This window comes from Kushneria konosiri (assembly GCF_002155145.1).
Taxonomy (GTDB): Bacteria; Pseudomonadota; Gammaproteobacteria; order Pseudomonadales; family Halomonadaceae; genus Kushneria; species Kushneria konosiri.
In genome coordinates, this window is record NZ_CP021323.1 from 355,540 (window position 1) to 381,534 (window position 25,995).

25 protein-coding genes are annotated in these 25,995 nt (G+C 59.2%); 9 read left to right on the top strand and 16 right to left on the bottom strand.

Annotated features, from left to right (window positions below):
- Positions 1-97: 97 nt before the first annotated feature.
- Positions 98-1,501, top strand: a complete 1,404-nt coding sequence (locus B9G99_RS01715) for an O-antigen ligase family protein (protein ID WP_086620476.1) — start codon at positions 98-100, stop codon at positions 1,499-1,501.
- 77 nt (positions 1,502-1,578) lie between these two features.
- Here B9G99_RS01715 and B9G99_RS01720 read toward each other — a convergent pair whose 3' ends face one another.
- The 3 genes from B9G99_RS01720 to B9G99_RS01730 all read right to left on the bottom strand — a co-directional run bounded on the left by B9G99_RS01720 (position 1,579) and on the right by B9G99_RS01730 (position 6,264).
- Complete coding sequence (locus B9G99_RS01720) at positions 1,579-2,589, bottom strand: ATP-grasp fold amidoligase family protein (protein ID WP_148663898.1); 1,011 nt, start codon at positions 2,587-2,589, stop codon at positions 1,579-1,581.
- Between the two features lie 400 nt (positions 2,590-2,989).
- The gene (locus B9G99_RS01725) at positions 2,990-5,563 is read right to left on the bottom strand and encodes an ABC transporter permease (RefSeq protein WP_086620478.1); all 2,574 of its coding nucleotides are present in this window, start codon (positions 5,561-5,563) and stop codon (positions 2,990-2,992) included.
- Positions 5,563-6,264, bottom strand: coding sequence for an ABC transporter ATP-binding protein (locus B9G99_RS01730; RefSeq protein ID WP_227875989.1), 702 nt, complete (start codon positions 6,262-6,264; stop codon positions 5,563-5,565). The genes B9G99_RS01725 and B9G99_RS01730 overlap by 1 nt, the downstream gene beginning before the upstream one ends.
- A gap of 121 nt (positions 6,265-6,385) precedes the next feature.
- Here B9G99_RS01730 and B9G99_RS01735 point away from each other — a divergent pair, with 121 nt between their 5' ends.
- On the top strand, positions 6,386-7,084 hold the full coding sequence (locus tag B9G99_RS01735) for an arylesterase (RefSeq protein ID WP_418268943.1): 699 nt from the start codon (positions 6,386-6,388) through the stop codon (positions 7,082-7,084).
- A 70-nt stretch (positions 7,085-7,154) separates the two neighbouring features.
- A complete protein-coding gene (locus B9G99_RS01740) occupies positions 7,155-8,135 on the top strand; it encodes a zinc transporter ZntB (protein ID WP_086620480.1) in 981 nt (326 codons plus the stop codon).
- A gap of 33 nt (positions 8,136-8,168) precedes the next feature.
- Here B9G99_RS01740 and B9G99_RS01745 read toward each other — a convergent pair whose 3' ends face one another.
- Positions 8,169-8,453 (bottom strand): Rdx family protein, encoded by a 285-nt coding sequence (locus tag B9G99_RS01745; RefSeq protein ID WP_086620481.1) that lies wholly within the window; start codon positions 8,451-8,453, stop codon positions 8,169-8,171.
- Positions 8,454-8,713: 260 nt separating this feature from the next.
- Here B9G99_RS01745 and B9G99_RS01750 point away from each other — a divergent pair, with 260 nt between their 5' ends.
- The 3 genes from B9G99_RS01750 to ettA all read left to right on the top strand — a co-directional run bounded on the left by B9G99_RS01750 (position 8,714) and on the right by ettA (position 11,363).
- Positions 8,714-9,151, top strand: coding sequence for a PAS domain-containing protein (locus B9G99_RS01750; protein WP_169712211.1), 438 nt, complete (start codon positions 8,714-8,716; stop codon positions 9,149-9,151).
- 165 nt (positions 9,152-9,316) lie between these two features.
- Positions 9,317-9,505, top strand: a complete 189-nt coding sequence (locus B9G99_RS01755; protein ID WP_086620482.1) for a PA3496 family putative envelope integrity protein — start codon at positions 9,317-9,319, stop codon at positions 9,503-9,505.
- Positions 9,506-9,701: 196 nt separating this feature from the next.
- A complete protein-coding gene (gene ettA / locus B9G99_RS01760) occupies positions 9,702-11,363 on the top strand; it encodes an energy-dependent translational throttle protein EttA (RefSeq protein WP_086620483.1) in 1,662 nt (553 codons plus the stop codon).
- A 122-nt stretch (positions 11,364-11,485) separates the two neighbouring features.
- Here the strand turns inward: ettA and lpxL are convergent, their stop codons facing one another.
- The 12 genes from lpxL to B9G99_RS01820 form a co-directional block, all read right to left on the bottom strand.
- Positions 11,486-12,412, bottom strand: coding sequence for an LpxL/LpxP family Kdo(2)-lipid IV(A) lauroyl/palmitoleoyl acyltransferase (gene lpxL, locus B9G99_RS01765; RefSeq protein WP_086620484.1), 927 nt, complete (start codon positions 12,410-12,412; stop codon positions 11,486-11,488).
- Positions 12,413-12,515: 103 nt separating this feature from the next.
- The gene (alr, locus tag B9G99_RS01770; protein WP_086620485.1) at positions 12,516-13,670 is read right to left on the bottom strand and encodes an alanine racemase; all 1,155 of its coding nucleotides are present in this window, start codon (positions 13,668-13,670) and stop codon (positions 12,516-12,518) included.
- A gap of 30 nt (positions 13,671-13,700) precedes the next feature.
- Positions 13,701-15,287 carry a TolC family outer membrane protein gene (locus B9G99_RS01775; RefSeq protein ID WP_086620486.1) on the bottom strand — a complete coding sequence of 529 codons (1,587 nt, stop codon included), beginning with the start codon at positions 15,285-15,287 and terminating at the stop codon, positions 13,701-13,703.
- Positions 15,288-15,587: 300 nt separating this feature from the next.
- Complete coding sequence (rpoS, locus tag B9G99_RS01780) at positions 15,588-16,568, bottom strand: RNA polymerase sigma factor RpoS (RefSeq protein WP_086620487.1); 981 nt, start codon at positions 16,566-16,568, stop codon at positions 15,588-15,590.
- Positions 16,569-16,678: 110 nt separating this feature from the next.
- Positions 16,679-17,758: a peptidoglycan DD-metalloendopeptidase family protein gene (locus B9G99_RS01785; RefSeq protein WP_227875878.1), complete on the bottom strand. Its 1,080-nt coding sequence runs from the start codon at positions 17,756-17,758 to the stop codon at positions 16,679-16,681.
- A 9-nt stretch (positions 17,759-17,767) separates the two neighbouring features.
- Entirely contained in the window at positions 17,768-18,721 is a 954-nt protein-coding gene (locus B9G99_RS01790; protein WP_086620488.1) for a DUF368 domain-containing protein, read from the bottom strand.
- 196 nt (positions 18,722-18,917) lie between these two features.
- Complete coding sequence (gene surE, locus B9G99_RS01795; protein WP_086620489.1) at positions 18,918-19,691, bottom strand: 5'/3'-nucleotidase SurE; 774 nt, start codon at positions 19,689-19,691, stop codon at positions 18,918-18,920.
- A 96-nt stretch (positions 19,692-19,787) separates the two neighbouring features.
- Positions 19,788-20,846: a tRNA pseudouridine(13) synthase TruD gene (gene truD / locus B9G99_RS01800; RefSeq protein ID WP_227875879.1), complete on the bottom strand. Its 1,059-nt coding sequence runs from the start codon at positions 20,844-20,846 to the stop codon at positions 19,788-19,790.
- Entirely contained in the window at positions 20,843-21,328 is a 486-nt protein-coding gene (ispF, locus tag B9G99_RS01805) for a 2-C-methyl-D-erythritol 2,4-cyclodiphosphate synthase (RefSeq protein ID WP_086623218.1), read from the bottom strand. Before ispF ends, truD begins: the two co-directional genes overlap by 4 nt.
- 19 nt (positions 21,329-21,347) lie before the next feature.
- Positions 21,348-22,091 (bottom strand): 2-C-methyl-D-erythritol 4-phosphate cytidylyltransferase, encoded by a 744-nt coding sequence (gene ispD, locus B9G99_RS01810; protein ID WP_086620490.1) that lies wholly within the window; start codon positions 22,089-22,091, stop codon positions 21,348-21,350.
- Complete coding sequence (ftsB, locus tag B9G99_RS01815) at positions 22,088-22,453, bottom strand: cell division protein FtsB (RefSeq protein ID WP_086620491.1); 366 nt, start codon at positions 22,451-22,453, stop codon at positions 22,088-22,090. Before ftsB ends, ispD begins: the two co-directional genes overlap by 4 nt.
- 142 nt (positions 22,454-22,595) lie before the next feature.
- Positions 22,596-23,171, bottom strand: coding sequence for an NUDIX hydrolase (locus B9G99_RS01820; protein WP_086620492.1), 576 nt, complete (start codon positions 23,169-23,171; stop codon positions 22,596-22,598).
- Positions 23,172-23,285: 114 nt separating this feature from the next.
- On the opposite strand from B9G99_RS01820, the gene B9G99_RS01825 reads away from it, so the two are divergent.
- From B9G99_RS01825 to B9G99_RS01835, 3 genes are all read left to right on the top strand, one after another.
- A complete protein-coding gene (locus tag B9G99_RS01825) occupies positions 23,286-23,915 on the top strand; it encodes a CoA pyrophosphatase (RefSeq protein WP_086620493.1) in 630 nt (209 codons plus the stop codon).
- The gene (locus tag B9G99_RS01830; protein ID WP_086620494.1) at positions 23,912-24,637 is read left to right on the top strand and encodes a 2OG-Fe(II) oxygenase; all 726 of its coding nucleotides are present in this window, start codon (positions 23,912-23,914) and stop codon (positions 24,635-24,637) included. Before B9G99_RS01825 ends, B9G99_RS01830 begins: the two co-directional genes overlap by 4 nt.
- A gap of 146 nt (positions 24,638-24,783) precedes the next feature.
- Positions 24,784-25,989, top strand: coding sequence for a porin family protein (locus B9G99_RS01835; RefSeq protein WP_086620495.1), 1,206 nt, complete (start codon positions 24,784-24,786; stop codon positions 25,987-25,989).
- The last annotated feature ends 6 nt before the right edge of the window (positions 25,990-25,995 follow it).

The following is a 25,995-nucleotide window of genomic DNA, read 5'->3' on the forward strand; positions in this document are numbered from 1 at the left end:
GGCTGTATCGAGTTTAAAGCGGTTAGTCAATTCAGGCGTTTTACCGTAGCATTCCGACAACATCGCTCATCCGTCTCTTTATGCCGAACGCCTATCCATGATTGTGTTTCCTTCTCCTGTCCCGGCATGGAATTACAATGCCACTACCCGCTGGTGCCATCGCATCGGCGTTGTCGCCCTGTTGCTTTACATGTTTACCTGGCTTGTAAGTCTGGAAGCCACTCGAGCCTTCGAATCACTTTTAGTGCCGTTGTATCTCGTGGCACTTCTATCACAGCCGGGAAGGGGTCGAGCCTTTGGTGATCCGCTCTGGATACTTTTGGCTATCTGGTTGGCGCTGCAGCTGGTAACCCTTCCCGCGGCAATTCAGATGTTTCCCGACTACGCACGTGATGAAGTTCGCTCCATGCGTCAGCTCTCCAAGGTTTTCATGATCCTGCCGATTGCCTGGTTCATGGCCGGCAACATTCGCATTGCCCTTTGGACGCTAACGGCCCTGATACTGGGCATGGTGCTCGGCGCCGTCTTCACCGGGCAGGATATGGAGACATTGGTCAGGTTTGTGCAGGAAGGCAAGCGACCGACTCTAGGCTTCAAGAACTGGCAGCATGCCGGTGTCTGCGCAGGCGGCATTCTGATTGCTCAGGCCTGCTTTGCCCGGCGCTTCCTCCAAGAAAGTGCTGACTATCAGGTGACATTGAAATGGCTGGCCAGACTGGGGTTTGTCGCGGTGGCGGGGCTTTCGCTGTTTGCCTGGGCCATCACCATGACCCGTGCCAGCTGGCTGGGTGTGATTGTCGTGGCGCTATTGGCACTTGCAGGCCTTTTGGTCATGATCATGCGTGGACACATCAAATCGCCGCGACTGCTCAAACAGATCCTGCTGTCAGGTCTCGTGTTTGCAGTCATTGCCGTGGCACTGGGCGCACTCTATGGCGATCAGATTGCGACAAGAGTGTTCAAGGAGCATGACGTCATCCTCGAAGTGCTACGGGGCGATCTACGCAACGTCCCCTTTTCGAGCATCGGCTTTCGCATTCATGCCTGGCACTATGGCCTGCAGCTGGTCGCCGAGCAGCCCTGGTTTGGATGGGGTCCCAAGAGTCACATTCCGCTTCTGCTTCAAAGCACCAACCCGGTAGGCGATACCACGCTAGGGGCGATTGCAGATACATATAACCTGCGCCATTTTCACAACAGTATGATGTCTCTTCTGATCGCCAACGGCGTGCTGGGTCTGGCCGTCTGGATCGCCCTGACCATTACAGTCGGGCTGTCGACCTGGAAAAGCTGGCGACGCGGTGATATGCCAAATGACATGGCCATCTTTGTCGCGCTGTTTTTTGTATTCTGGTTTATCGTGAACCTGTTTGAAAGCTACATGAATTATCGTACCGGGGTGTACTGGATCGGTGCTGTCGGGGGCATGGCCTATACCTTTGGCATGCGCCGACGCCTTGCTCGTTATATCCAGCCGCCGCCGGACAGGTTCTATCGTTAGTATCAACCATAAAAAACGGCAGCCTCAGGCTGCCGTTTTAAATACTCTATCGATACTTCATTTATATCGAAGCACTGCTATACCGAAGCACTGCCGGCCTCACCGGACACAGAAGACCTGACCCGATGCCTGGGCGGCTGTGTGAGATCGACATGCTCCGGAAAATCGATCTTGCGTCCCAGTTCAAAGTCGGCACTGACCGGATCAAGTACAAACTCTCCTGCCACAGGCGTAAAGGTGAGCTCTCCCACGTAACAGCGTTCACCCACTACAAAGAAATCCACACGACAGAAGCTAAAGGGTTCCGAGAGCGCCTTGGCCACCTGAATCATTTCATCAAGGCAACCTGGCGCCTTGAGATCATCCCCCTGAAGGGGTTTATAGCCACGACGGTTGAATGGCGCGATCTGCCAGTCTTCAGTGAAAAACTGGCAGCGAATATCCGTAAAACGCCCGGCAATCAGCTGAATATAGAGCTCCTGCTCATCGCCATTGTTCAGAACCAGCACCTTGTAATCCGCCGGTACTTCTCCATCGATTAACAATGCCTTTTCGATGACCAGCTGCGGCTTGATATTGCGATAATGCTTTTCACGATGCAGACCGGCATAGTCGTAGCTCAGCCATTGATTGGCTTCGCGCGCCAACTCTGCCATATCCGTTTGCTCAGGCTCCTTGATTACCTTGACCTGACCGGCGCTGTGATTAGCCTTGATGACAAACGGTTCTTTGATCTGTTTTAGCTGGCTTTGCGTAACCGTGTCGTAAACACCGATGAAGGGCACCAGATACTGCTGGCCGGCGCGTTCAATGACATAATCACGTACTGCCACCTTATCAGCCAGAACCGAGAAGGCAGGATCGGGATAGCGCATGCGATAAAATATTTTCTCGCTGACGCTTTTGGGATGTCTGAAATTGCAGAAACGCCTGTGTAGATACAGGTAAATCACATGAAAATAGATAGCGTCCGGCGCCTTCCTTAATAATTGGTAGATCAAGCTTCGCAGCTTTCTCATACGTTCATGCCCCTCGATGGTCTTAACGCTAATGACAAACCCTCCCAAAGAATAATGGTGGATCGTCACATCTATTTTACAGACTACAAGTATCTGTCGATATCCTGCGACTTGACAGATCCTCTTTATCCTGTTTCATGAAGAAAAGGTTTGGCGAGGGAAGGACGCAGAGCGGCAACAATCTACGCAGTCATTTCCATCCCTGCTATGCAGAAGCGCCTTTTTGCTATCGATAAAGGCATGCCATGTACCTGCCCCCATTGCTGATCAAATCCTGCAATTTTAGCTTCAGTACACAAAAACAAAATATCATCAATAGCTTAAGTCACTTCCAAAGCTTTACACCAGCATCAGAAACCTTAGAGAATACCACCTTGCAGACGCCTAAAGTTTGATATTTATCATCCATTATTGCCAGAAATCTTGGAAAATGAGAACTCTAAAGCCTTTTCAAGGCAATACTTTATCATTACCCCTCCCCCAATAACCGAAGACTTTCCATTGGGGCCTGGCGCCGCAGCGGCGTACTGAGCAGATATCCAATGCCACCGATCAAAAGTGCTCCGCCCAGCGGCATCAAAAGCCAAAGGCTCAGGTGCCATCGCACGTCGAGATCCAGCCAGACACCATAGAGCAGCGCACTGATGCCTTCTGCCAGCATGGCGCCAAGCAGACCACTGGCAAAGCCCAGCCAGCCAAACTCCGCCAGCTGGGTACGAACCAGTCTTTTATCCCTGGCGCCAAACACTCTGAGCAGTGCCCATTCATGCGCGCGAGCCGGCAGGGAGGCCGTTAACGCGGCATACAGCACGGCAATACCCGCCAGCAGAACAAACAGCAGCACCAGTTCCACCGCTCGAGAGACCTGACGCAGCAGATCACGCACCTGCTCGAGGATGGCATCGATATCCAGCAGGGACACCGACGGATATTGCTGTATCAACGGCCCCAGCGCCTGCTGTTCGCTGGCGGGCAGATGAAAGGCGGTGATGAAGCTGTGACTGAAGCGCTCAAGCGGTCCGGGCGGAAAAATCACGAAGAAGTTGGGCTGAAATGATTCCCAGTCTACCTGACGCAGGCTGGTAATTCGGGCCGTCACCTCACGCCCGCCGATGTCAAAGGTCAGGCGATCGCCGATGGAGAGCGAGAGATCCTTCGCCATGCTCTGTGCGACCGACACGCCGACCGGCGCCTCGCGCGTTCCCTTCTCCTGCTCGCTGTCGCCTGCAAACCAGTTGCCCTGTATCAGCGTATTGTTGCCCGGCATGGTGGCCGCCCAGGTCAGGTTGATTTCGCGGCGCAGATTGCCATCGTTGCGCGCCTCCTGGGGAACTTCATCGCGGGCAGTCACCCCGTTGATCTCGACCAGCCGACCGCGAACGATCGGATAGACCTCCGAACGACTCTCGGTAATATTGTCCAGCGCGCTGATAAAGCCCTCTTTCTGGCTGGGCTGAATGTTGATGGCAAACTGATTGGGTGCATCCGGCGGCAGTTTTGACTGCCAGTCATCGATCAGATCCGTGCGTACCAGTGCGATCAGCGCCATCAGGGCAAAGGTGACGGCAAAGGCCAGAATCTGACCGATACTGGATTGCCGCCGACGCGCCAGCTGTCGGCTCCCCATGCGCCAGTGCTGCGGCAGCAGCCCCGCACCTTTAAGCAACAGCGACAGCATCACCTGCGCCACGCCCCACAGCACGACCAGCGTGATTAGCCCGCCCACCAGCAATCCGCCTGAAAGGACCAGATCACCGCTGTAGAGCCACAAAAGCCCGCCGAACATGAGGCTGGCACAGCCAATAATGACCCAGCCTGCGGCCGGCAACGGCGCCAGTTCGCGACGCAGTACCTTGAGCGCACTGACCTGCCTGAGGCGCAAAAGCGTCGGGCCGGCAAAGCCGATCAAAATGGCCACGGCCGTCAGCATGCCCAGCAACAGCGGCAATGGGCCGGGCGGCGGCAGCTCCAGCGGTAGAAACTGCACCAGAAGCTTCAGTAATGCCCATTGGCCGATCAGCCCCAGTACCGCCCCTGCCGCTGCCGCGCTCAGGGCCAGCATCGCCAGTTGAGCGGCAAAGATTCGGGCAAGCTGTTGCTGACTGGCGCCAAAGCAGCGCATCAGGGCGGCAGTGTCCAGGTGACGCTCGACATACCGGCGTGTGGCCATGGCCACGGCGACGCCGGCCAGCAGCACGGCAGCCAGCCCCGAAAGGCTCAGATACTGTTGGGAACGCTCCAACGCTCGGCCAATGCGCGGGCTGTCCTTGCGTACATCGATGACGCGGATGCCGCGATCCTGCCAGGCCTCAAGCTGGTCATTGAGTGAACGCACCGCGTCCGGTGGCCCGGCGGCCAGCAGACGCCAGGTCAGCCGGGCCCCCGGGGCAATGAGCCCGGAACTTTCGAGATCGGCCAGATCGATCATGATCCGTGGATTGAAGCTGGCAAGGCCGACATCCTGATCCGGCTCCTCGAGGATCCAGCCGCTGACCCGAAACTGCTCGTCGCCCAGCGTGATGTCATCCCCCAGCGTCAGGCCCAGCGCCGTGCCCAGTCGCGGCTCAACCCAGACGGTATGTCGGTCTGGCAGCGTGGTGGTGGTCTCAGGGCCATCCCCAAAATCGACCTGGAAGCTGCCATACAGTGGATAGGCTGGCGCCACCCCCTTGAGGCTTGCCAGTTGAAAGCGATCACCAAACCCTGCCATCGAGACGGTATTGACCTGACGAGAGGTCGTCATCCCGGCATCTTCCAGGGTGTCGAGCACCTGTGTATCAAAGGGGTTGCCCTGCACCAGTACCAGATCGCCACCCAGCAGCTGCCCGGACTGACGCTCCAGTGCGCCACCGATACGATCCAGAAAAAAACCGATCATGGTGGTGGCGGCCACGGCCAGTACCAGCGCCAGAAAGAGCGCGCGCACGTCGGCCGCGCGCAGATCACGGCGCAAACCGGCCCAGCCCAAGCGCAGGGTGTGTCTTCCGCTACCAGAAGGGTGTCGTGCAAGGCCGCCGGCCTCAACAGTCGAGCGAGCCGTCATCAGCGATCAACTCCGTCAGATACATGACTCGGTGTTGCGGCGCTGTCGTAGGCGTGCAGCCGGCCCTCCTCCAGGGTCAGGGTACGATCACAGCGTGCCGCCAGCTGCGGGTCATGAGTGACCAGCACCAGGGTCGTGCCGGACTCGCGGTTGAGCGTGAAGAGCAGATCCGCCACCCGATCGCCCGTGGCACGATCGAGGTTGCCGGTCGGCTCGTCGGCAAACACCAGCGCCGGCTGGGTGACAAAGGCACGCGCAATCGCGACCCGCTGCTGTTCGCCGCCTGACAGCTGTTTGGGCAGATGCTGCACACGAGATTCAAGCCCCACCCGGGCCAGCCACTGCCGGGCCTGATCGGTATCGACGCGGCGCTCGCTCAGCTCCAGCGGCAGCAGGACATTTTCCTGTGCGGTGAGCGTTGGCAGCAGCTGAAAGTTTTGAAAAACGAAGCCGACCTGACCGGAGCGCAAACGCGCCCGACCATCTTCATCCAGTGCAGACAAGGACTCGCCAAACAGGGAAAGCTCGCCTTGTGTCAGCGTATCCAGACCGGCCAGCAGCGCCAGCAGGGTGGATTTCCCCGCGCCGGAGCTGCCCACGATCGCGACGCTTTCACCGGCGTGAATCTCCAGATCCAGCGCCTTGAGAATGGTGATGGCACTGGCGCCACTGCCGACGGTCTTTTCAAGCTGGCGCGCCATCAGAATCGATGTTCTATTCTGTGGGCGTGTACTTCCTGTGTGACCATCCCGGCCATGACGTGAACGGTCATCCTGACGGGAGTGCTCAACGTCCTGTTTTCTGGTTTCTGGAGTCGACATCTTGCGCTACCTGAATTGGATGAAGGTTTCACGTCGCATCGCGCCGAAAGGCCGGCGACTCTTGATGATGCTGGCAGTGATGCTGGCAGTGGCAACACAGCCGGTTCAGGCCGAAACCCTGCTGGTGATCGGCGACAGCCTCAGCGCTGCGCGCGGCATCGATCGCGATGAGGGCTGGGTCAACCTGCTGCGCCAGCGACTCGACGCCGAAGCGCCCGGCCAACACAGGGTGGTCAACGCCAGCATCAGCGGTGATACGACCGCCGCCGGTCTTGAGCGCCTGCCCGAAGCGCTTGAGACCTACCACCCCGACATCGTATTGCTGGAGCTGGGGGGCAACGATGGTCTACAGGGGCTGCCGCCACAACGCATGCAGGATAACCTGGCGCAAATGATCGATAAGAGCCAGGCCAGCGGCGCACGCGTAGCCCTGTTGGGCATTTTGATTCCGCCCAACTATGGCCAGGCCTACACAAAGGCTTTCGCCGACGTTTTTCCGACGCTGGCCAGCCGCTACGATGTGCCACTGGTGCCCTTTATCCTTGATGGTGTGGCGCTGAACGAGGATCTGATGCAAAACGACCGCATCCACCCCAATGCAAAGGGGCAGCCCATCATGCTCGACAATATCTGGCCGACCGTGGCCTCGATGCTGGAAACAGCATCGCCAGGCAATAGCGCCCATGCCAGTCACCATTAAGTACTGATTCAAGCATGGCGGTGTGACCGCCATATTCATGCCCTTTTTGACTCACGGTGGAAAATCCGACATGTCCTCTGCTTCTCCTTCCTCCTTTGTGGTGGCCTATCGTCTGGATGGCGAGGGCAGTGGTACGCCACTGGACCACGAAGAGCTTGCCCGCGTATGGCATCACGACGAGGCACAGCTCTGGATGCATCTGGACTTTACCCACAAGGATGTCGATTACTTCCTCGAGACCATTGCCGAGTTGAATGAAGACATCATCGAGGCATTGACCGAAGAAGATACCCGCCCGCGCGTGGCAGTCTTCAAGGGAGGAAGAATCACCACCCTGCGCGGCATCAACCTGAATCCGGGCGCCGACCCGGACGATCTGGTGTCATTGCGGGTCTGGCTGACCGACAACCGGCTGATCACCGTGCGACGACGACCGCTGCAGTCGATCACGCGCGTTCGCGCCTACCTTGACGCCGGTGATGGCGCCCGCAACGTCGGCGAGCTGATGGCGGGCATGGCGGACACCCTGGTCGATCGCGTCGCGGATCTGACCCACCAGCTTGATGACGCACTGGGTGAGCTCGAAGAGCGTCAGGCCGACAGGGAAGCCGATGCCATCACCAACGAGGAGCTGACCGATATTCGACAGCCCCTCATCACACTGCGTCGCTTCATGGAGCCGCAGTATCACTGTCTGGCACGCCTTGCAGAGGATGACATCTTCGATGACACCGCGAAGTTATGGCTTCGTGAAGCCGCCAACCAGCTCTTTCGCTATGTGGAGGATTTTCGCGCCATGCAGGAGCGTGCCCTGATCCTTCAGGAACAGATCTGGAACTCGCACAACGAGCGGCTCAACGAGCGCATGTATCTGCTGGCCATCATCACTGCCGTCTTCCTGCCGCTGACCTTTCTGACCGGACTGCTGGGTATCAACGTCGGCGGCATTCCCGGCGCCTCAAGCCCGGCAGGCTTCGCCGTCGTGGTGATCCTGTCGATGCTAGTCGGGGCCGGCGTCATGGCATTGTTGAAAAAGTGGCGCTGGTGGTAGTGACCAGAGAGACAGCGTCTAAAGCCCGCCGTCTCAGCGGTCGATATGCCCAAGATCACGTTCGGGGTCGAGTCGATCCCGCACGCGTCGCTTGAGTTCCTTGATGTCGGGAAAGCCACCATCACGCTTGCGCTCCCAGATTACCTCCGATGAGGCCTGATCGTCGTCAACCATCACGATTTCGAAATGGCCGCCATGGCCGGGCGCCAACGCCACCTGTTCCAGGCTCTCGCCAAACGTGGATAAAAGCTCCTGCGCGTACCATCCGGCGCGCAGCAGCCACTGACACTGAGTGCAGTAGTGGATGGTAACTTTCATCAAGGACTCCTTTTGAGAAGGTACCCGGACAGTGCAAGCTTTGCAGACCGGGCCATGGAATTACATCATGCAACAGAGAGACTTAAAAAAACCCGCCATTCATTAGGCGATTTAATGGAGTATCGCAGAGAGTAGGCTTTTGCTACTGATTATGCTGGCATCACGCATACTGGACTTCATATCATGCAAGCCTATCTTTCATGACTGAAACGCCGCTACCTGCATGACAGGGCAGCATTACACTCAAGGAAATATCGATCATGCAAACACAGCGGATGATCAGCCCCGAGCTGCTCGAACGTGTCGTTAATGCCTCGGGAGACGGCATTGTCGTGGCAGAGCAGGAAGGCAACGAAAACATCCTGATCTACGTCAACAGCGGGTTCGAGGGACTGACCGGCTACAGCGCTGATGAAATTCTTTATCGCGACTGCCGCTTTTTGCAAAACGGTGACAATCAGCAGCCCGGCCTTGACCGCATTCGAAATGCCCTCAAGGAAGGTCATGCCTGCCGTGAAGTCATCCGCAACTACAAAAAGGACGGCTCCCTGTTCTGGAATGAACTCTCGATCACCCCCGTTCATGATGATGAAGACCAGCTTCTGTACTTCATCGGTGTCCAGAAGGATGTCACCAGCCTGGTCGAAGCCCAGCAGGAACTCGAACGGCTGCGCGCGCGCGTCGAAGAAATGTCCTGAGCTTTGTGAGGGCTCACGGGAAGCGCCCGTCATGAGTGGGCTCGGCCGTATTTTTACCGAATGCTTCCCATCGTCGATCATCACTCATGCAGGGCCGCAAAAACCGCTTGCCTGAGGCCTGAAAGGGGGTTATATAGCCTTTTTTTGCAGCTGAGGGCAGCCAGCATGAGTACCGAGCTGTTTGATGAAGCACCCGATGAGCTTGATGCAGTCAATGATGATACCTGGACACCCAGTGCCCGCCCCAAAAAGGGCGAAATCTGCGCTCGCCGACGTGTCGAATCGCTTCTGGAAGAGCGTCGACTCGAGCGCGATCTGATTGACGGCTGGGATGAGTGGGACGAAGAGGAATAGTTGCCCCATTCGAGTCGGAGCATCTTCTGCAGGGCGCCCTTATGGCGCCCTGTTCGCTTTATGGGCTTTATGGATAACCCTGCCTGCCGCTTTACGCTGGCCGTGATGCCCACTGATCTCTATCATCACGGTATTGGCAGACGACTGCCTCTGATACCCTGCCTATCACCATTGACTACGAGGCTGAATCCACTCCATGGCGCAATACGTCTATACCATGAATCGGGTGGGCAAGACCGTGCCCCCCAAGCGTGACATCCTCAAGGATATCTCCCTGTCGTTTTTCCCCGGCGCCAAGATCGGCGTGCTCGGGCTTAACGGTTCGGGCAAGTCCTCTCTTCTGAGAATCATGGCGGGCGTCGATCAGGACTATCACGGCGAAGCCCGGCCCATGCCCAACCTCAATGTGGGCTATCTGCCGCAGGAACCGGAGCTCGACGACAGCAAAACGGTCCGCGAGACCGTTGAGGAAGCCCTGTCCGAAATCACCGAGGCGCAAGCGAAACTCGATGCCGTCTACGCCGCCTATGCCGAGCCGGACGCCGATTTCGATGCGCTGGCCGCCGAGCAGGCGCGCCTTGAAAACATGATCGAGGCCAGCGACGCCCACAACCTTGAACGCAAACTGGAAGTCGCTGCCGAGGCGCTGCGCCTGCCGCCCTGGGATGCCCGCGTCGAGCATCTCTCGGGCGGTGAGCGTCGTCGTGTCGCGCTGTGCCGGCTGCTGCTGTCAGGCCCCGACATGCTGCTGCTTGATGAGCCGACCAACCACCTGGACGCTGAATCCGTGGGCTGGCTCGAGCGCTTTCTGACCGAATTCAACGGCACCGTCGTGGCGGTCACCCACGACCGCTATTTCCTGGACAACGCCGCCGGCTGGATTCTCGAGCTCGACCGCGGCCGCGGCATCCCCTGGGAAGGCAACTACTCCACCTGGCTTGAGGCCAAGGAAAAGCGTCTTGAACAGGAAGCCAAGCAGGAAGCTTCCCGTCAAAAGGCGATCAAGCAGGAGCTTGAGTGGGTTCGTCAGAATCCCAAGGGTCGCCAGGCCAAGAGCAAGGCGCGCCTCAATCGCTTTGATGAACTGCAGTCCGGCGATTTCCAGAAGCGCAACGAAACCAACGAAATTTACATTCCGCCGGGACCGCGTCTGGGCGACAAGGTCATCGAACTGCACAACGTCACCAAGCGCTTTGGCGACAAGATGCTGATCGAGGATCTGACCATGTCCGTCCCGCCGGGTGCGATCGTGGGCATCGTGGGCGGCAACGGTGCCGGCAAGTCGACCCTGTTTCGCATGATCACCGGTCAGGAGCAGCCCGACAGCGGCGAAGTGGTCATCGGTGACACCGTCGACATCGCCTACGTCGAACAGCTGCGCGATGCCATGGACGATCGTCAGACCGTCTGGGAAGCCGTTTCCGGCGGCCAGGACATGCTCAGCATCAATGGCTACGAAGTTTCTTCGCGCGCTTATGTCGGTCGCTTCAACTTCAAGGGCAACGACCAGCAGAAGTATCTGAAGGATCTCTCCGGCGGGGAACGGGGTCGCCTGCAGCTGGCCCAGACGCTCAAGCAGGGCGCCAACGTGCTGCTGCTCGATGAGCCCTCCAACGACCTGGACATCGAGACCCTGCGCGCGCTGGAAGAGGCCCTGCTGGCGTTCCCGGGCTGTGCAATGGTCATCAGCCACGACCGCTGGTTTCTGGACCGTGTCGCCACGCACATCCTGGCCTACGAAGGCGACTCCCACGTCGAGTTCTTCGAAGGCAACTACACCGATTATGAAGCGGACTACCACAAGCGCGTGGGCAGCGACACGCCCAAGCGCGTGAAGTACAAGCGCATCGACGCCTGACCGGCGTCGCTTTTTGGTGTATTGAGATGACGCATCAAAAAGGGCCACCCCGACGGGGTGGCCCTTTTTTCATTTTATCGTCCTGTTCATCCCATCACTTTTTGATGACGCCTGTGAACACGCTAGTCGTAGAAGGAGGCCTCACCTTCCGGGCGGGTCTTGAAGCGACGATGCAGCCAGAGATACTGCTCGGGATGCTTGCGAATGGCCATTTCGATAAAGGCATTGACCTGGGTGGCATCGGCCACCTCATCGCCGCTGGGGAAGTTCTCCAGCGCCGGCAGATACTCAAGCGTATAGGTGCGGTTGTCCGGGTTGCGATGAAACATCAACGGCATGACCGGCGCACCGGTCATGCGCGCGATCTTGGACGTCAGTCGGATCGAGGCAGCATCGATGCCGAAAAACGGCGCAAACACACTCGCCTCACGCCCGAAATCCTGATCCGGCGAATACCAGACCGCATGACCGCCCTTGATGCGTCGAACCACCCCACGCAGATCGTGGCGATCGATCGCCGCCCCGAAGATGCCGCGCCGCGCCTTCGTCATGAAGCGCTCGAACAAGGGGTTGTTGTGCGGGCGATAGACCACGTCGGCATCAAAAAACAGCGAATGCAGCGCGCCCCCCAGATCCAGCGTCGAGAAATGGATGCCGATGATCAGCACACCCTTGCCTTTCGCCTTCGCCGCTTCCATGTGCTCGGTGCCCTTGAAGCTGACACGATGGCGCAGATGCTCCGGGTCGCGACACCAGCCGGTTGCGGTTTCCAGAATACCGATGCCGTTGGCGTGAAAGGTGCGCCTGACCAGTCTGGCGAGCTCGCGCTCGTCCAGCTCGGGAAAGCACAGGCGCAGATTGGTCTCGGTGATATGACGACGGCGCTTGACGAAGCGCCACACCAGCTCACCGATGACCTTACCGACCCACAGTTTGAGCCGCCAGGGCAGAAAGGCGCCCGCGCGCATAAGACCGATGGCACACCAGGTCGACCAGTAGCGCGGGTGCGCAAAGGATTCAGGATATTCGTGACGTTTGCGTTTACTCATCAATCAGCCTGTGTAACTTCCTGCGGACAGACGCAATGGCGCTCGGGCGCCACGCTGCAGACACTATAAGGGATCAGGGGGACAGGAAGACATCACCACCCGCTCAGGGCAGCGCTCTGGCATCCATCGACGCATTCGAGGCATCGCTTCGATGATAACAACGCGGAACGCGCGGCAATACACCGGTCAACAGCGTATAGGCGATGGTATCGCACCAGAGCGCCACCTCACTGACGCTCAGCGTGGCACCACTGACATCGCGCCCCCACAGGGTCACGCGCGAACCGATATCGGCCTCGGGCAGCTCGGTGAGGTCCACGGTAAGCATGTCCATCGATACGCGCCCGGCAATGCCAGCGCGCCGGCCATCCACCAGCACCGGGGTGCCCTCTCTGGCATGACGATCATAACCATCCCCATAGCCACAGGCCACCACGCCGACCCGCGTGGGCCGACGGGTCACATGGCGGGCACCATAGCCGATCGGCTCGCCCGCGGGGAGTTCGCGCACGGCGATAATCCGGCTTTCCAGCGTCATGACAGGCTGAAGCCTCCGATCGATATCGTCATGCAGGACATGCCCGGGCTCGAGTGGATTGACGCCATAGAGCATGACGCCGGGGCGCACCCAGTCGTGTCGGGCGTTTGGCACGCTCAGGGTAGCAGGAGAATTGGCGAAACAGCCGGGCAGATCAAGCCGGGTTCGCAGGGTGTTGATGGTGTCCAGCTGGCGGGTCAGCAGCGCATTATCTGGCGCATCGGCGGTGGCAAAGTGGGTCATCAGCAGTGTCTGCTCGATACCGGCATGCGCACGCAGCCGCTGACAGAGGTTCTGGATCTCGTCAGGCGCAAACCCCAACCGATGCATACCGCTATCGCACTTGATCAGCACGGTGACCCGATGCTGCGGCCAGTATGTCAGCCGCTCAAGCAGCGCCTCGACCTGCCAGTGCGTATGCAGCACGCTCCAGTAGCCGCCGGTGATGATCTCATCGAGCTCGCTGGACTCGAAAAAGCCTTCCAGCAGCACAATGGGGCACTCAATCCCCTCTTCACGCAGCGCCTGCCCTTCTTCCAGGCAGGCCACCGCCATGGCCGGGGCCAGATCACTCAGTGCCCGGGCACAGGCTGCAGCGCCATGGCCGTAGGCATTGGCCTTGAGTACCGCCATGGCACGCGCCTCGGGCGCGCATCGACGCGCCTGCAGATAGTTGTGACGCAGCGCATCCAGATCAATATGCGCCGTCAGCGGCCTCATGTGGTCAAATCCCGTACAGAAAAATGTTTATCAGTAGCCGATGTCACCGGGCATACCACGCCCCAGTCCATTGCGCCCCAGACCGTTGAGATCATTGTCATCCGGCAGGGCAGTACGATTGGGCGGCGGCAGCCGGCGCTGACCCTGGCTGCCTTCCAGCGGGCTGGGGCCGTTCATGCCGGGGTCGGGCTGGTCATCACCGATACCAAGACCGGTTGTGCCCTGAGATTCAAAGTTCAGCAGCACCGCCTTGTCGGAACGCAGCCAGCTGTTGAGCACCTGTAGCGTGTCGACATCCAGAATACCGGCTTCCTGACGAAGGCTCAGCAGATTGAGAACGTAATCATAACGCGCATCCGCGTAGTTGGAGATGGCGGTAAAGAGATTTTGCTGAGCCTGCAGTACATCGACGATGTTACGCGTGCCGACCTCATAGCCGTTGCGGGTGGCTTCAAGAGCGCTTCGATTGGACTCGATGGAGCGCTTTTGCGCCTGGACCATCAAAACGTTATTGAGCGTCTGGGCGTAGTAGGAGCGTACCTGCTGAACGGCCGTACGCAGCTGCGACTCCTGCTGATACTGGGTCTGCTCCAGAGAATACGTACTCTGTCGGACCTGAGCACTGGTTGAACCACCGGTATAGATGGGAATGGTGGCTTCCAGGCCGATCTGATTCTGCTCGTTGTGACCGCGCAGGGTGTCCTGGTCGCTGTCACCGTACTGGTAATTGGCAAAGGCGGACAGGGTCGGCAGATGGCCGGCACGCGAGGTATCAAGGTTGGCCCGTGCCACTTCAACGGCGGCGCGAGCGGCCAGAAGGTTCAGGTTCTGACTGGAGGCCATTTCGACCCACGCCTGCTGACTGGCCGGCGTCGGACGCTCGATGGGCATGTCATCGGCCAGGCCGTCGATGCTGGAATACTGCTTGCCGGTCAACTGTTCAAGCGCTTCGAAATTGACCTGCAAAGTGCTTTCCTGCGAGATGCGCTGCGAGCGGGTCAGATCATAGGAGGCCTGTGCCTCATACACATCGGTCGCCGCCACGATGCCGACATCAAACTGTTGACGCACCTGCTCAAGCTGGCGCGAAACAGCCTGCTCCTCGGCACGCAGGGTATCGAGCTGCTCCTTGGCGCGCAGCACGTCGAAATAGGCCTGGGCCACATTATAGAGAAGCTGCTGGCGGTCGACGCGCAGGTTCAGGGCTTCCTGGGCAGTTTGGCGCTTCGAGGCTTCCAGCTGATACCAGTTGGTGGCATCGAACAGGGCCTGAGTAGCCTGAACCTGCACCGTGGTGCCGGTATAGTGATTGTCACTGCCGCCACTGGCAATGCCACCAGCACCGCCGCCGGCCCCTGCTCCGATACCGGCAAGGTTGCTGCGCTGCGAGGAGGTAATGTTATAGCGCGTGACGCCGCCGGTAGCACTGACCTGGGGCAGCAGATCACCGCGTTCGATATCCTCACCGGCCTGTACGCTGCTATAGCCGGATCTTGAGGCAGCAAGATCGGCATTGTTGACCAGCGCATCGCGCGCGATGGATATCAGGTCGGCGGCCTGAGCCTGACCCGCGAGCGAGACGGCAAGCACCAGTGGCAGTACTCTGAACTTACGCATCAAATGATTCCCTGTCTAAAACGGTTATGGCCGTCTCTGGTCAGTACCCCATGACCGGCTGGCAACCTGTAGCATCTCGAGCGCACCCTCACGATCACGGTGCAGCTCTCATATAGGATGCGAGCTTAGCACATTGCAGGATTTTACATACATCCCTGAATGTTTAAAGGCATTCCAATGCCACTATCGCGCCTGACAGAGGCGAAAATCAAAAAAACAGCGCCATATTGGCGCCGTTTTTTGTTCGTTCTGCACGGGGCAGCTGATGGCTTGTCGGCCCCATTTCAGAGCGCAGGCAGGCTACTCGAAGATGGCATCCAGTGACAGGCCCTGCTTTTCCAGCATGCGGCGCAATTTCTTGAGCGCCTCGACCTGGATCTGGCGAACCCGTTCACGTGTCAGACCAATCTCTTCGCCGACCTCTTCAAGCGTGGCGGCTTCGTGACCGCGCAGGCCGAAGCGACGTACCACCACCTCCATCTGCTTTTCAGTCAGCTCGCCGAGCCACTCATCAACGTGCGCCTTGACGTCAAAGTCGACCAGTTCGGATTCGGGGCCGGCCTCGTTCTCATCAGCCAGCGTATCCAGTAGCGGCTTGTCGTTCTCGCTACCCACCGGATAGTCGACCGAGGAGACCCTCTCGTTGAGCCCCATCATCCGCTTGACCGACTCGACCGGCCGGTCCAGATGCGTGGCAATATCATCAGCCGTCGGCTCATGATCCAGCTTCTGGGTCAGCTCGCGCGAGGCACGCAGATAGACATTGAGTTCCTTGACCACATGGATGGGCAAACGAATGGTACGGGTCTGATTCATCAGCGCCCGTTCAATGGTCTGACGAATCCACCAAGTGGCGTAGGTCGAGAAGCGAAAGCCACGCTCGGGGTCGAATTTCTCTACCGCACGGATCAGTCCCAGGTTGCCCTCTTCGATCAGGTCAAGAAGGGTCAGACCGCGATTGAGATAGCGCCGTGCAATCTTGACGACCAGACGCAGGTTGGATTCGATCATGCGCTGACGGCCGGCAGGATCACCCTTGCGCGCCAGACGACCGTAATGGACTTCCTCTTCCGGTGTCAGAAGCGGTGAAAATCCGATTTCATTGAGATAAATCTGGGTCGCATCAAGACTTTGATGCTGTTGGCGTTCTTCCCTCTTCAAGGCTTTTTCGAACGCGTCTTCGTTGTCTACTTCCTTGTCATTATTATCATCGAGCGAGAGCTCGTTTTCGTTCTCTTCCAGTTCAACGTCGTCGTGCAATCCCTGTTCAACCACGCTCATATCGACTTCCCCTTTTCGTTTGAGGTTCCCGTGTCATCGATGGAATCGATCACCCTTCGGGTCTCATAACACCGCTCATCTCGATAGGGATGAGCGGTCTCCCTGGTGCCTCAGCGATCCGGCAGATACTGCAGCGGATCCTTCGGTTGGCCATCCTGGCGTATTTCAAAGTGCAGCTTGACGCTGTCTGCGTCGGTCGAGCCCATGGTGGCAATCGTTTCTCCCTGACGCACGACATCGTTTTCCTTGACGTTCAAGGCGTCATTATGCGCGTAGGCGCTGAGGAAGTGATCATTGTGCTTGAGGATGATGAGATTGCCATAGCCGCGAACGCCGTTACCGGCGTAGACGACAATACCGGGGCCGGCTGCCTTGACAGGTTGCCCCTTTTGACCAGCAATATCAATCCCGGCCGTGAGATTTGTCTTGTCACCGAAATCACCCACGACCTTGCCCTGTGTCGGCCACTGCCACTGGATGTTGCTCGCAGGCTTGTAAGTGCGATCAGAGCGGTCTTCGCGGGTGGTTTTACCGGCCACGGCTGCCCCGCCGGTGTCTTCCTTTCCGGCACTGCTGTCACTGGAAGACGAGCCGCCGCTGCTCTTCGAGGGCGCCGGGCTTTGAGAGCCGCTCGAGCTGTTGCCTGAGCCACCGCTGACGGCACCTCCGGCTGCAGCACCCACCCCGGCAGCCGCACCGACCGCACTCTGTGAAATCTGACTTCCCGAGTCGGCAGTGGCACCGGTGCTGCGATTGCGGTTGATGGTGTCCTCATCCGGAGACAGCCAGCTGTCATCCCCACCGCTGCTGTCACTGCCCGACGCACCGCTGAGCGCCGTGGCATGCGTGCCACTGGTGCCGCCCAGCGAGGACGAAGATGCAGACGAGACTGCCGGGGCGCTGACACTGTCATTAAGGCGCAGTGCCTGACCGGGTTCAATGCCGTAGGGCGGCTCAAGGTTGTTCAGCGATGCCAGCCGACGGAAATCGATACCGGTTTTCCATCCGATCGAATAGATCGTATCGCCACGCTGAACGTGATAGATGCCGTTGGCCATCGAGTTCTGATTGAATGAGGCCTCTTCTACTGCAGGCGCCTTGCTGACCTGAGCGCAGCCGCCCAGCACTGCCATCAGGACAACGCTGCTGCCCAGTGTGACCTGTCGCATGCGCAGATGAAATCGAACCATGTCTCTGCTCTACTCCTTTGACATTGACTGACTGTCCGTGGAGACCCGTGGCGAGTCATCACCGGAACGTTCTCCTACGGCCACCACCAAAATAAATCCGATCAGCGCCAGCGCCAGTGCGATCCACACATGTGACGGCTCACCGGTCACGGCCGTATAGGTTTCCGGTGACAGCAGCTTGTAGGTCAGTGGCACCACCTCGCCTTCCGGTGACATCGTATAACTGTCCAGCGAGCGCCAGGGCCACAGTACCGGAAGTGATCCCAGAATGAAGCCGATCAGAAGATAAAGCGTGGTGGAATAGTGGTGCCTGAAAAGCCACGACAACACGCGTGAAAAGGTAAAAAGCCCCACCAGACACCCCAGACCGAACTGGGCCATGGTGACGATATCAAACGCCTTGATGGCATCGATTACCGTATGATACATGCCCATGGTCAGCAGCAAAAAGCTGCCGGAGACACCCGGCAACAGCATTGCGCTGATGGCGATGGCGCCAGCCACCATCAGCATCAGTGCTCCGCCGCCACTGGGCAGGATGGTCGGTAGAAAATGCGCCAGCAGCGCCCCGAGCGCCAACGGCAGAAGAAACACCAGACGCCAGCGATCCAGCCGGCGCGCCACCACGATCGCCGAAGCCACTACCAGCCCGAAAAAAAAGGCGTTGAGCAGCATGGCCTGATGGTCCAGCAGATAGCTCACCAGATGCGCCAGGCTGAGCACACTGGCAGCGATCCCGGCCAGCAGCGGGATCAGAAAGCCAAGATTGAGATGCACGATCAGACCTTTCAGACCGTGTTCACGCAGGGCACCAAAGGCGCTGGGGCCAAAGCGTCGAATGGTCTCGATCAGCTCCTGATAGATGCCTGTTACAAAGGCGATGGTCCCACCGGACACACCGGGGACGGAATCCGCCGCCCCCATGCCCATGCCTTTCAGAAAAAGCGTCACATGCCTTTTCACGTGTTCTACTCCAGATCAATGCGCGGCCCATGGACCGACTCGGGATAATCGCTTGAAACGCGCACAGGCATGCACCATGGGCGCTGCCTGCCACACGACAGATCGATGCGAGGGCGCGAGTATCGCATCGCGCCCGAGGACTGTCTGCGCCAGGGTGCTCGGATATGCTTTATCCAATCGACTCTGACGAGTCAGCTCACAGTTCTCCACCCTGCTGACGCTGGCCGGTCAGTGCTTCAAGCCAGCCGCTGACATCAGCGATCGAGGCATGACGGGTCAGATCCGTCTGCAGTGGCGTAATCGACACAAAGCCCGCCTCGATGGCGGCAAAATCGGTATCTTCGCCCATATCGGCACTTTCCCCGGAGGCTGCAATCCAGTACCGGGTGCGACCGCGCGGGTCCTGCAGCCTTATGGGTTGACTGCCCTGGCCACGCTGACCCTGTCGGGTCACCCGAAAGCCCTTGAGTTCTTCCCAGGGCACATCGGGCACGTTGACGTTCAAAAGACTCCGGGGCGGCAGCGCCAGCTGCTCGACGGCGCTGACCAGAGTGGCGGCCACACGACCGGCCGTTTCAAAATGCTGATGCCCCGCCAGCGACATGGCGATTGCCGAAAGCCCCAGCGACCGCCCTTCCATGGCCGCCGCCACCGTGCCGGAATAGAGCACGTCATCGCCCAGATTGGCGCCGTGGTTGATGCCCGAAATCACCATATCCACGGTTTCGTCAAAAATATCGCTCACGCCCAGATAGACGCAGTCAGCCGGTGTGCCGTCAACGCTGTAAAACCCGCTCTCCAGCGGCGTCAACGACAATGGATAGGCCAGCGTCAGCGAATTGCTGGCACCGCTGCGGTCGCGGTCAGGGGCAATGACCCGCAGTCGAGCATGATCAATCAGCGCATCATGCAACGCCCTGAGTCCCGGTGCATGCACCCCATCATCATTGGATAAAAGCAGTCTGCGCATCGGACTTCCCTGTTCAGGTCAATTCAAGAATGGATAAGGCGGCCAGAATCTGCGATGCCCCCGGCTCGAAGGGTCACGGATCCGGACATCGAGAAATCAAAGTGCCGGGTGCTGAAAGAGCTCACGCAACACGGCTGTGGCAAACCCGCCACGCGCCAGCGAGAAATCAAGCCAGAGGCCTTCACCATCACGCTCAAGTGCCGGCGACTGAAGGCAAAGACGAAGCGGTCGACGCATGGCGGCAGCCCCCGAGTCTTCGATGCCTCTGGCGAGTACGGCGTCCTGCTCCGCCACATGGCACTCAAGTGCTAGAGCCTCACCGCTGACGCCGCCGTCGCCACGCCCCCACATTGGGCCGGTAGGATGAATGTCCAGTGAGGCCAGCCGCGTTCGCAGCTCGTCATCAAGGGCTTCACCGGCAAACTGGCTGGCACTGCCTTCAAGATTGAAAACATCACCTTCCAGCCCGCTGGCCCAGCTTTCCTGCCTGACGCGCTCGCTCAGCACCTGGTTAAACAGGAAACTACGCGCGCTGGAGAGCAGAAAACCGTCACGGTCCTGCTTTTTTTTCCAGCCGCGCGCCATCAGTGCCCGAGCGCGCACAAGGTTGCTGCCCTGATGCCCGAAGCGCTGTGGCCCGAAATAGTTCGGCACACCGTGCGCCACCAGCTCCTGCCAGCGCGCCTCGAGCGAGCCCTGGGTGACGGCCTCACCGGTCACATACAGGGCGAACCGATTGGCGCGATGCACGCCGCGACGCAGCTTGCGCGGATGGCGACCAAATGACAGCAGCCGCACCCCATCCATTTCGACCAGCTCCGGCAGGTCAACCGGCGTCGCTCGACCGGTCAGTGCCACTGACACCCACTGACGGGTCAGCGCAGTATGATCCTTGAGACCGCTGACACCGATATCACGCGGCGCTACCGCAAGCTGATGCGACAGATGACGAATCAGCTGTGCCGTGGACAGGTTACGCTTTTCGCAGTGCAGCCAGAGATGTTCGCCCTCGCCTTCGGGTGTAAAGGCCATCTGTTCTTCGACCCGAAAGGCTTCGGGAAATTCACGAAACCGCCCTGAATGCGGCGGCATGCCAAGGCTTCTGGCCCAGTCAGGCAGCGGTGATGCCTGCATATCATCGCCCGATCGGGTCATGAGGCCTCATCATGGCGCATCAAAAGCGCCACGGCTTCGACGGCAATGCCCTCGCCACGGCCGGTGAAGCCGAGCTTTTCGGTGGTGGTGGCCTTGACGTTGACGCAGGATTTTTCAAGCCCGATATCCCCGGCAATGACCTCACGCATGGCGTCAATGTGCGGCGCCATTTTTGGGGCCTGCGCCAGAATGGTGACGTCGACGTTGATCAGGCCAAAGCCCTCTGCGTTGATCAGTGAGACCACATGACGCAACAGCGCCCGACTGTCGGCGCCGCGCCACTGCTCGTCGGTATCGGGGAAATGCCGGCCGATGTCGCCCAGCGCTGCCGCCCCCAGCAGCGCATCGCTTAACGCATGAAGCACCACGTCTCCATCGGAGTGCGCCACGAAACCGTGGTCGAACGTCACCCGCACACCCCCCAGCATCAGGTGATCACCCTCGCCAAAACGATGAACGTCAAAGCCGTGACCGATACGCAGCCGGGCAAGCAGGGAGGGATCAGACAGGCTCATGGCCGGGCTCCTTGTCGGACAGGGATAAATGAACGCTGGCCCGCTGGGCAGACAGAATCTGTGCTGCCAGCGCCAGGTCTTCAGGATGGGTGATTTTCAGATTGTCGCTGCGCCCGGTGACCAGCCGGGGAAAATGACCGAGTCGCTCAACGCCCGAGGCTTCATCGGTCATCAGAAAGCTCGCCTCACGGGCAGTCCTGAAAGCCTCCTGCAATACGCCATAACGAAAGCCCTGGGGGGTCAGGGCGCGCCAGAGCCCCTGACGCGGTACGGTTTCGTCGACCCGCTGGTCAGCGTCCTGACGCTTGAGGGTATCGGTCACCGGCGCCGCCAGCAGCCCCCCCACAGAATCATGCCGGATAGTGTCCATCAGATGATGCAGATCCGCCACGGTCACACAGGGCCGCGCCACATCATGAACCAGCACCCAGTCATCAACATGGGCATGATCAGCAAGCCAGTCGATACCGGCGCGTACCGAGTCCACCCGCTCGTTGCCACCGTTGAGACGATGCCAGTGCGCAAAGGGCACCATGGACTCATGAAACCACTGGTCTTCAGGGTCCAGACACAGCAGCAGAGTGGCCTCGGGAAAGGCCTCATTCAGCCGCGCCAGCGTACAGGCAAGCACGGCAGCCTCATCAAGCAGCAGATACTGCTTGGGACAGGCCGCACGCATGCGGGTACCGCGGCCGGCCGCCGGCACGATCAGCCACTGCGGGGCGCTCATTGCTGCCTCCCGGTAAAGTCGTCACGAGCCTCGTCGGCGCTCTGGTCAGCGCCGGGCGGCGCTACCCTGGTAGGGTTGTGGCTGGCCTTCTCGCTGGGCACCCAGAAAAACTGCTCATCGTTGCGGATCATGCCCAGATCATTTCGCCCGCGCTCCTCGATCGCATCCAGGCCGTTTTTCAGATCCACCACCTCGGCGGCAAGTCGATCGTTGCGGTCAGTCAGCAACTGGTTGCTCTCCTGCAGCTCATCGGCGCGCGCCTTGACCCGGCTATGCTCCAGAAGGCCACCATCTCCCAGCCAGAGCTGATACTGCAGCGCGGCCAGTGCAACGACCAGCGCGATTGAAATCCATTTGAGCATCGTGATCTATATCATTGTCGGCCAAACCGGCCCTTTGAAAAGCCGCAATTATGCCACTATCCAACGGTGGATGGTCCAGCGGTGGATGGTCCAGCGGGCAACATGGGTTGCCGCAGAAGCGGTGCGTTGCTCCGCCGCTGGACTACCAGCGGCGAATCACATCGGCATGCAGGGGATACAGCGCCAGGTGCTGAACATCGAGTGCGTCGCGACCAAAGCGGGCTCGGTCGCGGAAATAATATTCAAGCGTTTTCGTAATGGTGGAAAAGGCCAGCTCCGACCAGGGGATGTCCTCTTCACGGAAAAGACGCACTTCGAGACTTTCAGGCCCCGCCGAGAAGGCCGGCTCAAGATCATTGCGCAGTCGCGCCAGATAGATCATGTAGACCTGATTGATGTGCGGCAGATCAACCATGGTGTAGAGACCACCCAGCTCGATCTCGGCACAGGCCTCTTCGCGGGTTTCTCGAATGGCGGCCTCGGGCGTGGTTTCGCCGTTTTCCATGAATCCGGCCGGCAGCGTCCAGTACCCTTCCCGCGGGGAAATCGCCCGCCGACACAGCAGTACCCGATCATCCACAACGGGTAGACTACCGGCCACAATCCGTGGATTCTGATAATGGATGGTGCCGCAGTTGTCACACAGATAACGCGGACGATCATCGTCCAATGGAATGGCAAAGCGCACCGGCGCGCCGCAATGACTGCAAAAATTCATGCTTTCCCCGTCGCTTACGGCGAGTGACCGAACGCTTTACACTACGTCTGATCACTTCATGTGTCGATTGGCGATTTTGTCACGGCGCCCTGATTTTTCTGGAAAGTGTCCCTTATGCTGCTAGCGGCGCAACATCGACTTCATGACTATCGCCCGGCCCGGCTGGACGGTCATCATCCACGGGCTGCCGTGTTGATGCCGATTATCAACCATGAAACGCCCACCCTGTTGCTCACGCGTCGCAACGCGCGCCTGAGCTCTCATGCCGGGCAGGTGGCCTTTCCGGGCGGCAAGCTGGACCCCGAAGACGAAAGCCTTGAGGACTGCGCCCTGCGGGAAAGTTTCGAGGAGATCGGCCTGCCGCCCGAGCGGGTGCAATTGCTGGGCCGGCTTTCCGAGCGCTTTTCTGCCAACGGCATGATCGTGACACCCTTTGTAGGGCTGATCGCGCCCGACGTGCGCTTTACACCCAATCCCGATGAAATCGACACCATCTTTGAGGTCGAGCTGGCACGCCTGATGACCGATCCGCGCCAGCATACCGATGTGATTCGCGATGACGACGCCTGCTGGTATGTGCCCAGCTACACGATTTTTGAGCACACGCTATGGGGGCTGTCAGCGATGATGGTCGTCGAACTTTTAAGCGTCGCCTTTCATGTAGATATCGGGCTGGATCGCTATCCTGAAGCCTCGCCCCTTCGCCATCTTCCTCCTCGACCATCACGCAGGCGCCCGTCATGAGTACCGTCATTGATGATTTTGACCGCGAGGTTCAAGCCCTGCTGGCGGCCTCGCCTCTGAACCCGGAGCGTATCGACGTCCTCATCGAGGACCTGATTCACCAGGGATTCAGTCATCAGCGCGACTTCTTTTCATCAGCACTGATAGACGCCCTGCTGTCTGATCTTGAGCGTCTTGAAGCGCATGACGCCCTGACAAGCGCCGGCATCGGCCGACGGCAGGAACATCAGCTGGCCTCCAGCGTTCGCGGCGACGCGATCCGCTGGCTGAACCGGGAAAGCCCGGCTCAGCAGGTCTATCTCCAGCGCCTTGATGAGCTGCGCGAGGAGATCAATCGGGCGCTGTTCATCGGTCTGTTCGAGTTCGAGGCCCATTTTGCCCGTTACCCACCGGGCGCCTTTTACAAGCGTCACGTGGACAGCTTTCAGGGGCGCGCCAATCGGGTGATATCCACGGTGACCTATCTCAACCGCGATTGGCCCATTGATGGCGGCGGCGAGATGGTGCTGTTCGAAAGCCAGCAGCAGGGGCCGGATGGTTTCGATCCACACGCCCCGATTCGCGAAATGACCCGGGTGCACCCGGAGGCCGGCACGCTGGCCTGTTTTCTGTCGGACACCGCCCCCCATGAGGTACTGCCCACCCGTCTGCCACGTGCCAGCATTGCCGGCTGGTTTCGACGCAACGCCTCGGTCAACGGCGTGGTTGACCCGGCCCGCTGAGTCCATAACGCCCTGCCCGACTTCCCCGCCAGTCACGATGCTCGGGCTCAACGCCTGGCGTCGTACGCGCACACCTGTCTGCCATGATTAAAGTCTGACGCCCTTTCAGCCGACATCATGACAGTGATCATCTCCCAAAGCCCTGCATGCCGAAGGACATCCACAAGCCTTCATCCATTGAGACCCTGATGATGAAAATCCTTTTCATTGCACTAACGACACTTCTTTTGATGGGTAGTGCCAGTGCACAGGCGCAGATTCGTCTTTTGAATGACCGGGTCACGCTCAGTGGTTTCGGCACGCTGGGGCTCATCCACAGCGATCAGGACAAGGCTGATTTTGTTCGGGATGTGGGACAGCCCAAAGGCGCCGAACAGGGCTGGAGCGCCCGCACCGACACGCGTCTGGGGCTACAGGCCAATGTGCGGCTGACCGACGAGCTGGACACCGTGGTACAGGGCATGAGCCAGTATCATAGCTCGGGGGACTTCAGCCCCGAGCTGATGCTGGCCTTTGTACGCTACGCGCCGGGCCCGAGCTTTCAATTGCGCGTGGGGCGCCTGGGCTGGGACGTCGATCTGCTCTCGGAGTCGCGCTACATCGGCTACGCCTCCCCCTGGGTTCGCCCGCCAGTAGATCATTTCGGAGTGCTGCAACTGACCTGGATCGATGGCGCCGATGCTACCTTCACCAGGGCACTTGGCGATGATCTTGTCTGGGCACGCTTTTTTGCCGGCAGCTCCGACAGCCGTTTTTTCATGACAGACTCGCTGGAGGCCGAATTTGACGCCCACCAGGTTCTGGGCGGCCATCTCAATTTTGAAACCGGCTCATGGCGCTTTCGCGCCGGCTATACCCGGGTTCGTTCAGACGTCAGCTTCAGCGGCGACGATGCGGATCTCATCGGCCAGCTCTACAGTGTTGATGCCAACCGTTATCTCAACTATCTGACCGGATTTGACGAACTGCAGATCTACTCACTTGGGGCATCCTGGAGCGCAGGCCCGCTGCAACTGCAGGCGACCTGGAATCGTGACATCCTGGCCGAAGGCGATACCTGGCTGGATACGGGGTTCGTCTCGGCGGCGTGGCGCGTGGAAAAATGGACGCCCTACGTCATGGTGTCCGGTGTAAGAACACATGACAGTCGCGAAGACCCACTCGGCTCCAATGTCAGTCAGCACACAGAGTCGCTCGGGCTTCGATATGACGTGATGACCAACGTCGCGCTCAAGGCGCAGCTGGATCATATTCACACCCGGGTTCCGGGCCTTTTATGGCGCGGCACCCAGGGTGAGTGGAAAAACGATCAATCCAATCTTGTCAGCCTCGGGCTGGATTTCATCTTTTAAGGAGAC